General features: G+C 59.9%; 9 protein-coding genes and 1 pseudogene. 7 read left to right on the forward strand and 3 right to left on the reverse strand.

Going from position 1 to position 12,277, the window contains the following annotated elements; all coding sequences use genetic code 11:
- Nucleotides 1-305 precede the first annotated feature (305 nt).
- Both YP76_RS23300 and YP76_RS23305 read right to left on the reverse strand, forming a co-directional pair.
- Nucleotides 306-875 (reverse strand): DUF4142 domain-containing protein, encoded by a 570-nt coding sequence (locus tag YP76_RS23300; protein WP_031308889.1) that lies wholly within the window; start codon nt 873-875, stop codon nt 306-308.
- Nucleotides 876-1,392: 517 nt separating this feature from the next.
- Nucleotides 1,393-2,229, reverse strand: a complete 837-nt coding sequence (locus tag YP76_RS23305; RefSeq protein WP_024018979.1) for an IS5 family transposase — start codon at nt 2,227-2,229, stop codon at nt 1,393-1,395.
- Between the two features lie 769 nt (nt 2,230-2,998).
- Here YP76_RS23305 and YP76_RS27345 point away from each other — a divergent pair.
- Nucleotides 2,999-3,364: pseudogene (locus YP76_RS27345) on the forward strand (transposase); the annotation flags it as partial.
- Here the strand turns inward: YP76_RS27345 and YP76_RS23315 are convergent.
- Nucleotides 3,341-4,270 carry a DMT family transporter gene (locus YP76_RS23315; RefSeq protein WP_024018977.1) on the reverse strand — a complete coding sequence of 310 codons (930 nt, stop codon included), beginning with the start codon at nt 4,268-4,270 and terminating at the stop codon, nt 3,341-3,343. The pseudogene YP76_RS27345 and the gene YP76_RS23315 sit on opposite strands and share 24 nt — an antisense overlap.
- 137 nt (nt 4,271-4,407) lie before the next feature.
- On the opposite strand from YP76_RS23315, the gene YP76_RS23320 reads away from it, so the two are divergent.
- From YP76_RS23320 to YP76_RS23345, 6 genes are all read left to right on the forward strand, one after another.
- On the forward strand, nt 4,408-5,787 hold the full coding sequence (locus YP76_RS23320; protein ID WP_008827665.1) for an aromatic ring-hydroxylating oxygenase subunit alpha: 1,380 nt from the start codon (nt 4,408-4,410) through the stop codon (nt 5,785-5,787).
- A gap of 25 nt (nt 5,788-5,812) precedes the next feature.
- Entirely contained in the window at nt 5,813-6,337 is a 525-nt protein-coding gene (locus YP76_RS23325) for an aromatic-ring-hydroxylating dioxygenase subunit beta (RefSeq protein ID WP_008827666.1), read from the forward strand.
- 42 nt (nt 6,338-6,379) lie between these two features.
- Entirely contained in the window at nt 6,380-7,477 is a 1,098-nt protein-coding gene (locus YP76_RS23330; protein WP_024018976.1) for an NAD(P)-dependent alcohol dehydrogenase, read from the forward strand.
- A 72-nt stretch (nt 7,478-7,549) separates the two neighbouring features.
- Nucleotides 7,550-10,216 (forward strand): pyruvate, phosphate dikinase, encoded by a 2,667-nt coding sequence (ppdK, locus tag YP76_RS23335; protein WP_046765866.1) that lies wholly within the window; start codon nt 7,550-7,552, stop codon nt 10,214-10,216.
- Complete coding sequence (locus YP76_RS23340; RefSeq protein WP_232307698.1) at nt 10,173-11,231, forward strand: dihydrodipicolinate synthase family protein; 1,059 nt, start codon at nt 10,173-10,175, stop codon at nt 11,229-11,231. Before ppdK ends, YP76_RS23340 begins: the two co-directional genes overlap by 44 nt.
- A 25-nt stretch (nt 11,232-11,256) precedes the next feature.
- Nucleotides 11,257-12,270, forward strand: a complete 1,014-nt coding sequence (locus YP76_RS23345; RefSeq protein ID WP_024018975.1) for a ketopantoate reductase family protein — start codon at nt 11,257-11,259, stop codon at nt 12,268-12,270.
- Nucleotides 12,271-12,277: the final 7 nt, after the last annotated feature.

Genomic DNA, 12,277 nt, shown 5'->3' on the forward strand with positions numbered 1-12,277 from the left:
CACCATCAGCGATGGTGACCTTGCGGGCGTGTCGGGGAGCGCAATCGTCGGCAGAAGCTCTCCTCGCTCACCGAAGAGGGACGTGCTCTCGCGCAAGCGCTTTTCGAAGATCTCAGGCCCAACCTGGCGAATGCTTACTGGGGCAGCAAACGTATCGGCCGTTACGGCTGCTGACAGTGATGGAGCATCTCTGCTGGCCGGATCAGGCGAGCAATGCCGCCGGCTACAACCGCAGCATCAATGGCAGTAAACAGGTGCCGGACCAGGTCTGGGGGGCTGCGTCGACCTGGCCCGGCGGGTATCACCTATCCTGCAAGCCCGGTGGGGGTCAGCGACTTGCCGGTGGCGAGCTCGTTCTCCAGCACCGGGACCGCGGTACCGGCGACCTGCTGCAGCGCCGGGTCGGTTCCGTCCTGTGCGTAACCCTTATGCACCGCCCAGGTATCCTGCTGAACCTGCGCCGACTGGGTGAGATAGAGGTTGTCGAAAGCGCTCTTCGGCGCCTTCTGGAGCAGCTTGAGGAGGGCAGCGCGGTCGGCGGAAAGGGTCGAGGACGGCGCCTTGATCGTGCGCTGATCGTTCTTCAACGCCGCCAGCAGCGCTTTGTGGCTACTTTGCGTCTCTGCCAGAACGCGCTTCGCATAGGCCTTGACGTCATCACGCTGCGCGCGCGTCGCGGCGAGCTGCGACGCCTTGATCTGGTAAAGATTGGCGTCGGCCGCGGCGAGCACGTAGTTGGGTCCACTCTGGCTTGCGATCGGCGAGACGCCGATGTCGGCGCTGGTCATCGTTCCCGAAGTCGCCGGCGAAACAGCCTGAGCCAACACCGGAACTGGCGCCAGGGTAAGCAGCGCGGCAAATATCGCAATCTTCATCGAAATCATCCGTTGGTTTTGTTAGACATTGACCAAGATCAACGGCTCAAACGATAAGGAAACGGAACGGTTCCCTTTTTGGGTCTAATCTGGGTAAATCGGCCCGGCGCGTGACGGCGGGGGGCAGACCTTTGTCGGCGATCGGCCGCCTGATCCGCAGCGCCAGCAGCTCAGCGACATGACGCGCACCCAGCTCGGACATGGTCGCATTCTTTTCGCCATACCCGTTATCGCTGACTATCCTCGACCATGACAAGCTTCTCTCAAAGATCGCTCGTGCGGTCGATAATAAGCGGGTAGGTAATTTAGTTGTTCGCGCGCATATCACTGATGTCCGACCGGGCCAGTTGAGTGCGTCAGGTCAAGGCGTTTACCTGCTGGTATGGGGCGGGTAGACAGCGACAATCGAACTCGCGACAGACTAATTGCCGCGCGAACCTTGCACTGTGAGGATTTGACATCCAAGGCAGCGGTACCACGGTGAGCGTCGGGATTAAGAGCCGGATTCGGAAGTTTCTCAATTCTGACAAAGCCTTGCGGTTCTGCGCGTGAGCATGCGGATTGAGGCGACGAGGGCCCAAGCGGTGGACGAGGCTATGGATCGCTCCCAGTCTTTTGCGAGCCGACGACAGCGCCCGAGCCAGGCAAAAGTCCGTTCGACCACCCATCTGCGGGGCAGCACCTGAAAGCCTTTCGCCTTGTCCGATCGCTTGATGATTTCGATCGTCCATTTGCCCATGCCAACCAAGGCGGATCGTAGCTTATCGCCTGCGTAACCGCCATCGGCAAAGATGTGTCGCAGCCAGGGAAACCGTTTGCGAATGGCTGCCAGCACATCGACGGCCCCATCTCGGTCCTGAATATCGGCGGCATGTACGAGGATGAAGATGAGGAAGCCGCAGGTGTCCGTCAGGATATGTCGCTTCCGGCCTTTCACCTTTTTGCCCGCGTCATAGCCCGAGATTCCGCCACTTTCGGTGGTCTTGACCGATTGGCTGTCGATCACTCCGGCGCTGGGCGAAGCTTCACGCCCTTCGATTTCCCGCAGGTTCATGACCAGCACCGTGTTGATCGCGTCGAACAGACCGGCATCGCGCCAGGCATAGAAATAGCGCCGCACCGTCGATACCGGAGGAAAGCACTTCGGCAGAAGCCGCCACGCCCACCCGCTTGCCGCGATGTACAGCATCGCGTTCAGAACCTCGCGCATGTCGGTAGTCCGGCGTCGGCCACCTCGCCTCGCCGGTGGAACGAAAGGTGCTGCCAGCACCCACTCCGTGTCCGTCATATCCGATGGATATCGCAAACCTTCCCGACTATGCTCACGCCGGGCAATACCAGTCCATGCCACCATCCACTCCTTCTTGTCGCAAAGAGGCGTGAATCACAACATGCTGGTATTGCTCAACAACTTTCGGATCGGGCTCTGAAATATGCTTTGATATCAGCATAGCCAATTGCGGTCCTCTCGATGCAATTAGCGGCGGCGGTTCTTATCGCGTGCCTCCGGCGCCGGAGGCACGCAGCCGATTTCATTGTCCATCGATCCCCCGTCTTGATCAGATCTGCGACGAGCTGGCGCGACGCCTCCCCAATCGTTCCTACCATTCGCGCGCTCTCGCCCCGATCGCGCGCGGTCTTCATGGCCCCGTCGCCAATCGCCTGAGCAGGCGCAAGGCGGGGACCCGGCGGCACTCGACCCTTGGCTATCTCAGCCCCATAGATTTCGAACGGGAAGCTGGCGTAGCCTGGTTGAACCTATCTCGGTGTCCGCCAAACCGGCAGCCCGCTCGGTAGCAGTAGTCGTCACCGGCGAAGCGTCGAGCGATCCCGCTGAGACGGGAGCCGCGGGCGTGGTGAAGCTCCTCGATCAGCTCGCCGGATACGCCAGGGTAATAGACGCGCCTGCTCCGCGACGCGTCCGCTCATCGCGCGGTTCGCGCGTGTACTTCTCTGTAATGACTTCAACGCCGCCGACGCCGCCATGAAGGCGCGGCTTGGAAGCGACGTGCCAACGCCTTCAGTTTTAGTCCCAAGGAGATCGTCCGGTTCATCAAATCTCGGCCTAATTCCAGCCACGCGCTGGACGAGGCGAATGGGCGCGCTGTCTGGCCGCAAGCCCTGGCCGGACACTCGCCTTGCTGGTCCATAGCGCTGAGGTGCAGGATCGCGATGGCGCTGTGCCGCTGCTCAAGCAATCGCGCCAGCGCCACCCTTGCGTTGAACATATCTTCGCCGACAGCGCCTACAACAGCGATCGCGTCCGCAACGCTACCGCCATGACCGTCGAAATCGTCCGGAAATTCGCCGATCAGACCGGCTTCGTCGTCCATCCAAGGCGATGGGTCGTCGAGCGGAACTTCGCATGGAGCAATCGAAACCGACGCCTCGCCAAGGACTTTGAGCGAACCATAAATTCCGCGACTGCTCTGCTATACGCCGCAGCAGCCAGGGCCTCATTGACCTTATGTCTTGACCCGACGCGATAAGAGGATTGATGCAACCACCAACAGCGAACCGATTAGGTGGTATTTTGCGAACCGTTCTCCAAGCAGAGGTACGGCCATCAGGACCCCGAGCACCGATGGCAGGTTCATGTAGACCCCCGCGCGGCCCGAGCCGACCAAGGCGACCGCGCGATTGAACAGCGCGTAGGACAGCAGCGAAGGAAATATCCCGATATAGAGCAGCGATGCGAGCGCAGCAGGTGAAGCCACGGTCAGGCCAGCCCACCAGAGGTGCCAGGCATAGGGCACACTCAAAGCCGCGATCCCGACCCCGAACAGGACAGCCAGCAAACTGAGGTGGTGCATCGCCGGTGCGCGGCGCAGGAAGGTGGCATAGGCGGAATAGAGAAAAACCGCAATGATGGCGAGCAGATCGCCTCGGTTCAGCGCATCCCAGCGCAGATAGTCGGGATGCCCCTTGGTCATGATCCACGCGATTCCGGTGATCGAAAGGAGTGCGCAAACGAGGAGGATCGGGCGCACCCTCTCCCGAAACAGCACAACTGGCATGAGCAGGGTCATCACCGGCATGGTCGATTGCAACAGAAGATTGTTGGTCGCGGTGGTGAACTGCAGGCTTTGATAGACGAGAAAAGAAAACAGCCCCACCCCTACAGCCCCGAGGAGCCCAAGGAACCGCCAGCCGCCAACAATGGCGGGCAGGTCGTCGCGGAGGTGCCGCCAAGCGAAAGGGAGCACGAAGACCAGCGCCACCACCCACCGCCAGAACGCCAGAGTCACAGGTGAGAGCAAGTCCTTGGCCGCCCGCCCGACGATCGGATTCAGGGCCCAAAAGAACGAGGCCAGACACAGCAATAGGGCTGGTGATTGCCAGAGCCTGGACCCAAGACCAAGGATGCTGGACGTGTTGCTATCGGCATCTTGCAACCTAACATTCTCCCCACAAACGCCCCTTGAGAATCGTCCTTGCGCCAACGGTAGGTTTTGCATATGGTGCATCGCGTTGCATGTATAGCACGAATCGACTATGCGGCACTCGTAACAAAAAGCATGGGAGCGATGCGATGAATGGATCGTCGGCACTCGTCGATAACGCCGGTGCGAGCCAGTCTCGCCGGGTGTTCTGGGATCAAGATGTCTATCAGCTGGAGCTGGAGCGAATATTCTCGCGATGCTGGCTCATGCTCGGGCATGATTCGCTAGTTCCCAAACCGGGCGACTTCATTACGACGTACATGGCAGAAGACCGTGTCATCTTGTCGCGGCAGCCGGACGGTTCGCTGAAGGCGTTCATCAATTCCTGCACGCACCGCGGCAACCAGATCTGTCATGCTGACAGCGGCAGCGCCAAGGCGTTCGTGTGCAATTATCATGGTTGGGTTTTCGGTCAGGATGGTTCGCTCGTCGATGTTCCGATGGAAGAGCGGTGCTATCACAGCGATCTCGACAAATCCAAGCTAGGGCTCGCGCCGATCCGGGTCGAAACTTACAAGGGCTTCATCTTCGGCTGCCATGATCCCGAAGCGCCATCGCTTGAGGACTATCTGGGGGACTTCTGCTGGTACCTCGATACGATCTGGGACGGTCCGGACGGTGGTCTGGAACTGGTCGGGCCGCCGTTGAAAAGCACCCTCGCCTGCAATTGGAAAGTCCCGACCGAGAACTTCGTCGGCGATGGGTATCACGTGGGCTGGACGCATGCCGCCGCTCTCCAGATGATCGGGGGCGAGCTGGCTGGCCTGTCGGGCAATCGCGCCGACATGCCGTTTGACGACCTTGGTCTGCAATTCACCATGCGGCATGGCCACGGGTTTGGCCTGATCGATAATGCGGCGACTGCGATCCACGTCAAGCGCGACGGGTACGTCAAATATCTCGAGCAGACGCGGGGCGGAATTCGCGAAAAATTCGGGCCGGAGCGCGAACGGCTCTATGTCGGTCACTGGAATACGTCGATCTTCCCCAACTGTTCGTTCCTCTACGGAACCAACACCTTCAAGATCTGGCATCCGCGCGGGCCGCATGAAATCGAGGTCTGGACCTATACCATGGTGCCGAAGAATGCCGACACCGAAACTAAGCGGTCGATCCAGCGCGAAGCGATCCGTTCATTTGGTACGGCGGGAACGCTCGAAAGCGACGATGGCGAAAACATGTCGTCGGCCACCTACAACAACAACGGTATCATCACCCGAAAGGGGCGGATGAATTCGAGCATGGGCAAGGACCGCGAAGGGCCGCACCCCGTCTATCCAGGAATTGTCGGGGTCAGCTTCATCGGCGAAACCTCGTATCGAGGCTTTTATCGTTTCTGGCAAGAAATTCTCGATGCGCCAGATTGGGCCGCCATCCGGGCCAATGACGATACCTGGGATGCAATGTGGACCAACCGTAATTTCTGGCCTGAACGTCTGTCGGCGAAGCAAGCCGAGCCGCAAGACTGATCCCGACAGCAATCTGGACCGCAAGATGACCGAAACACGCAAGCCCGTAGGCATGGAACTGCATCATGCCATCGTCAGTCACTATTCCGCCGAGGTGCGGATGTTGCAAAACCAGCAATATCGCCAATGGTTCGATACTGTAATCGCCGAAGATATCCATTACTGGATGCCAGTTTACGAACAGCGGTTTGCACGTGACCGCCGCCCGGATCCAACCCCGGGGGATGCCGCAATCTACAACGATGACTATGCCGAGCTGCAGCAGCGGGTCGACCGGTTGCTGACGGGCCAGGTATGGATGGAAGATCCGCCATCACGAATCCGCTATTTCGTTACCAATGTCGAAGCATTCGAAATTGCACCGTTTGAATTCGAGGTGTTCTCCAATGTTCTGGTGCACCGCAATCGCCGACAGAGCGAAGTTTACGTGCACACGCTGGGACGCGAAGACAAGCTGCGGAAAACAGACAGCGGCTTCAAGGTATTCAGCAGGAAGCTGAATATCGACGCGCGCGTCGTGCAGGACAAGAATCTCTATTTCTTCGCATAAGCAAATTCGATCAAATAGAAATCAGGAAACGGGAGAGAAATAATGGACGCATACGCGGCAATTATTGAGCGTCAGGGTGGTGAATTCGTTCTGGATAACGTCTCAATCGAGGATCCGCGCGACGGCGAAGTGCTGGTCAAGGTTGCTGCAGCTGGCATGTGTCATACCGACCTGACGGTTCGCGATCAATATTACCCGACGCCGCTGCCGGCGGTGCTGGGCCATGAAGGTTCGGGCGTTGTCGAAAAGGTCGGACGCGGCGTGACCACTGTCAAGCCAGGCGACAAGGTCGTGCTCTCCTTCAGCTATTGCGGCACCTGTCCATCGTGCCTCAAGGGGCATCAGGCCTACTGTCCGAGCCTGTTCCCGCTCAATTTCATGGGCCGCCGCCTGGATGGTTCGACGCCGATTACCCGCCACGGCCAAGAGGTCAACGCCTGCTTCTTCGGGCAATCCTCGTTCGCGACCTATTCGATCGCGTCGGAAAACAACTGCGTCAAGGTTGCCGACGACGCACAGATCGAACTTTTGGGCCCACTGGGCTGCGGCATCCAGACCGGGGCGGGCAGCATCCTCAATGCGCTTTGTCCCGAACCTGGCTCCTCGATCGCGATCTTCGGGGCCGGGTCGGTGGGCCTCAGCGCAGTGATGGCCGCCAAGGCCTCGGGCTGCCTCAAGATCATCGCGGTTGACCGCAACGCAGGCCGCTTGGAACTGGCGCGTGAACTGGGCGCCACCGATGTGATCGACGCCAACACGGTCAACGCTCAGGAAGCGATCGTCGCGATGACCGGTGGCGGCGCCGACTATGCCATGGATACTACCGCCATTCCAGCGGTGCTGCGCTCGGCGGTGGACAGCACGCACAACATGGGTGAAACCGCAGTGGTCGGCGGGGCGCAGCTGGGCACCGAATTTTCGCTAGACATGAACAACATGCTGTTTGGCCGCAAGTTGCGTGGCGTAGTCGAAGGATCGAGCACCCCGCAGGTCTTCATCCCGCAACTGATTGCGATGCAGAAGGCCGGGCTGTTCCCGTTCGAGAAGCTCTGCACCTTCTATGATCTCGACCAGATCAACCAGGCCGTCGAGGATACCGAAAAGACCGGCAAGGCGATCAAGGCCATTCTCAAAATGTAGATCGCTTCTGGGGCGGCGCACCAATCGAATTGCGCCGCCTTGGACCTGCACCTGAACCTCAGGAATTTAACAATGTCGAGTGTGTTTCCCTTCGGTTCCGGCGTTCTGGTCGCAGGTCAGATTGACCTCGACAAGCGCGTCCTGGGCGGGAAGGGGGCCAACCTCGCCGAGATGGCGCGGATCGGGCTGCCCGTCCCGCCTGGATTCACGATCTCCGCCGGCGAATGCCTCGCTTATCTTGACCACGGCAGAGCTTCACTTGATCGCATCCGCGATGAGGTTTCGGCTGCTTTGGGGCTGGTCGAACGGGCGACGGGCAAGACGTTCGGCAATCCTCGCGATCCCCTGCTGGTCTCGGTGCGTTCGGGAGCGCGGGTATCCATGCCGGGGATGATGGACACGATCCTCAACCTTGGCATCAATGATGCGACCGTCACCGGCCTGGGCCAGTCCTCCGGGGATGAGCGGTTCGCGCTCGACAGTTATCGCCGCTTCATCCAGATGTATTCCAGTGTCGTGCTCGAAATCGAGCATGGCGTATTCGAGGCAGCCCTTGACCGCATCAAGGAAGATCGCGGCGTCGATGAGGATATCGATCTTCGAGTGGACGATCTGCGCGGCCTGATCGCGACCTTCAAGGATCTCGTGCTTGCCCATCACGGCGCGGCCTTTCCTCAGGATGTACATGAACAACTCTGGACGGCAATCGAGGCGGTGTTCCTCTCATGGGACTCACCGCGAGCCAAGGTCTACCGGCGCCTGAACGATATCCCCGGAGATTGGGGCACGGCGGTTAACGTCCAGGCCATGGTGTTCGGAAATCTTGGCGAGACCAGCGCTACCGGTGTCGCCTTTACCCGCAACCCTGCAACCGGCGAGAAGGCCTACTACGGCGAATGGCTGGCCAACGCCCAGGGTGAGGATGTTGTCGCCGGCATCCGCACGCCCCAGTATCTGACCAGGGCTGCCCGCGAAGCCGCAGGTGCGCGGCTTCCCTCAATGCAGGAAGCGATGCCGAAGGCCTATGCTCAACTTGCTGAGGTGTTCGAACTGCTGGAGCGCCACTATCGCGACATGCAGGACATCGAATTCACAGTCGAACGCGGCAGGCTCTACCTCCTTCAGACCCGTTCGGGCAAGCGCACTGCCATGGCCGCGCTCAAGATTGCCGTCGACATGGTCGAAGAGAGCCTGGTCGACGAAGTGACCGCGCTGCTCCGCCTCGACCCGGCCTCGCTCGACCAGTTGCTTCACCCCTCGCTCGATCCGAATGCGCCGCGGGTGCTGCTCGGAAAGGGTTTGCCTGCCTCGCCCGGGGCAGCCTCGGGGGGTGTGGTATTCGATGCGGAAACAGCGGAACGGTGGGCCGAATTTGGAGAGAAGGTCATCCTCGTCAGGCATGAGACGTCGCCTGACGACATCCATGGCATGCACGTCGCAACCGGCATTCTGACGGCGCGCGGCGGCATGACCAGCCACGCGGCCGTGGTCGCGCGGGGTATGGGCCGGCCATGCGTGGCGGGCACCGCCAGTCTCAAGATCGACCCGGTCGCGCGGGTCGCCGAGATCGGCGGCCAGCGGCTCGAAGAGGGCGCATTCATTACGATCGACGGTTCGACCGGCGAAGTGTTCCTGGGCGAACTACCGACAATCCAGCCCAAACTTTCGGGCGATTTCGCAACGGTGATGGCATGGGCTGACAAGCATCGCCGCCTGAAGGTTCGGACCAACGCGGAAACCCCGCTCGATTGCGAAATGGCCCGCCGGTTCGGGGCCGAAGGGGTCGGGCTTTGCCGAACCGAGCACATGTTCTTCGATGAAAGTCGGATCCTCGCTATGCGGCAGATGATCCTGGCCGACAGCGAAAAGGAACGACGCTCCGCGCTCGACCAGCTTTTGCCCGAACAGCGCGCCGACTTCCGACGAATCTTCGAGATCATGGAAGGCTTGCCAGTCACCATCCGCCTCCTCGATCCGCCGCTGCACGAGTTTCTGCCGCATACGGATAGCGAGTTCACCGAGCTTTCGCGGGCGATGGGTATTGACGTGGAGCAGGTTCGGAATCGCGCAATCGAATTGGCGGAAACCAACCCCATGCTGGGGCATCGAGGCTGCCGACTTGGCGTGGTCTATCCCGAAATATACGAAATCCAGGCTCGCGCGATTTTCGAGGCTGCGCTCGAAGTCGCGGGCGAGGCGGGCATGGCGGTCTGTCCCGAAATCATGATCCCGCTGGTCGGATTGCCGCGTGAACTCGAATCACTGAAGGATACCCTGTACAGGGTAGCTGAAGTCGTGTTCGCCGAAAAAGGCGAGCGGATCGCCTTTAGCGTTGGCACCATGATCGAGCTGCCGGGGGCAGCCCTGGTTGCCGACGAAATCGCTGCAAGCGGGGAATTCTTCTCGTTCGGAACCAATGATCTGACCCAGACTACGCTGGGCATCAGCCGCGACGATGCGGCGCGTTTCCTGGGTGCTTATGTGGAAAAAGGCATTATCGCCAAGGACCCGTTCGTCACTCTCGATATCGAAGGGGTCGGCAAGCTGATCGAAATGGCATCGCGCAAAGGGCGCGAAACTCGGCCCGACCTTAAACTGGGGATCTGCGGCGAGCACGGCGGCGATCCGGCCACGATCGCTTTCTGTGAGGAGATCGGGTTGGACTATGTCAGCGCATCGCCTTTCCGGGTGCCGATTGCCCGACTGGCTGCGGCCCAGGCGGCGCTGGCGCCTTCATGAACGGCAGATGCAAGCTGAAATTCTGAACCAAATCGAGATGAGGTGCACATCAATGGAATATGATCGTAAGGACGCCAAGGCTTGGGCTACGAAGACCGTCAGGGGCTTCTATCAGTGTCCGATTACCCCGATGACCGCCGATTACAAGTTCGATGTGGACGGTATCCGCTACAACATCGATAAATATGTCGAAATGGGCGTAGATGGCTTGGCCGTCGGCGGGTTCATCTCCGAATGTTGGAACGTCTCAGCGTCAGACTGGTTTCGCTATCACGAGATCGTCGCCGAGGCGAATGCCGGGCGGCTCGATCTGTGGACCATCGTGCTCGATCCCAGCGTCTATACCGCGATCGAGAAGATGCAGTTCGTCGAGAAGCTCGGGTATAACGGGGCTGAGGTGATCAACCCGGTTGTGCAGCTCAAGCGCGACGACGAAATCTATGCCTGGTTCAAGTTCCTGACCGACAACACCGATCTGGCCGTCTGCCTCTACCGGACCCCGGTTTCGGGAACCGTGCTGAGCTGGGACCTGATGCGCCGCCTGGCCGATATCGATACCGTGATCGGCGTCAAACAAGGTGCCATGAGCCGTGCCGAGACAATCAAAATCCGCCAGCTAATGCCCGAAGGCTTCAACACGATGGAGCCATTCGAATACTTCTTCCTCGACGATCTGCGTCTTGGCGGCACCGTTTGCTGGGGTGAATTGTCTTACATGCTGTACGGCAAGAAGCGCCATTTCGCCAAGGAATACATCCGCCTGGCGCATGAAGGAAAATGGGAGGAAGCGCGGGCCGCTTCCGATCAGCTCAGCGAAGTCCGCGAATTCTATCACGACAACTTCCTGTGGGATATCGCCCGCACCGCGACCTATGCCAGCGCACTTGCCAATGTGAAGGCCTGGTACGAAGCGATTGGCCTCAAGGCTGGCCCGATCCTGCCGCCGGTGGCTGATGTGACGCCGGAAAAGAAAGAGCAGATCAGGGCCAAGCTGGTCGAACTGGGCATTGCCTGAGCCGAACCAACGGGAATCCCAAAGCATGTCCAAGCAATTGCATTTCTGTTTCCACGGTGCCGGCGGGCTAGGCTCGGTCATCGGCGGATTCCTGGCGCGCGGCGGCCACAAGGTCACGCTGATTGCGCGCAAGCCCCATGTCGAGGCGATCCGCCGGGATGGCCTGAGTATTTCGGGTGTGCGGGCGCAATTCGTCCAGCGCGAAAACCTCTTCGCGGTCGAAACGCCCGAGGAGGTTGAAGGCGACATCGACTATTACATCCTGCTGACCAAGGCCAAGGGTACCGATCAGGCGCTGGCCGATGCGCAGGTGTTGGTCGATCGCACCGCTTGCGCGCTGACTTTGCAGAACGGCGTGGGCAAGGAAGGCAAACTCCAGGCCGCGTTTGGCAAGGACAAGGTGATCGGCGGCTCGATCATGGACGGGGCGACCCTGCTCGAACCGGGCAAGGCGCTCAATCACATGGCGGTTCCCGTCACCGCCTATTTCGGCGAGCTGGAAGGCGGGGAGAGCGAGCGCACGCGGATCATGGCCGTAGCGCTCGACGCTGCGGGCATGGGTTCGCGCTCAACTCCCGATATCGTCCATGTCCATTGGGAAAAAGTGGTTCAGGTCGGTGGAGCATCGTCGTGGAGCGCCAGTACGCTGGGCGCGCTTCCAAAGCTCGATTTTGTGGATGGTGTGGCGGTTCGCGAAGGCGCCGAACACTATGTCCACGTCGTCAAGGATCTGCTGGCGATCTACAAGGCACTTGGCTACGAACCGCAGAACTATTTCGCGCCTGTATCCAGATTGGTCGAGATTGACCGTGAAAGCTTTGAAGAGGCAGTGTACGGTGTCATGGCGATGGGCACCAGATTCAAGCCGGAAAACCGTCCCGTCCGCACCTCGATGCATGACGATCTCGTGGCGGGCCGGCGGATGGAAGTTGACGAGGTCCTGGGGCCGCTCGCGGCGGCAGCGGAGCAACTGCAGGTTCCTGCGCCAGCCTTTCTCAGCGCTTATCGGGTGCTCAAGACTTTGAACAGCTATCTGTAGGGAAAGA

The sequence above is a fragment of the Sphingobium chungbukense genome, from assembly GCF_001005725.1.
GTDB classification, from domain to species: Bacteria; Pseudomonadota; Alphaproteobacteria; order Sphingomonadales; family Sphingomonadaceae; genus Sphingobium; species Sphingobium chungbukense.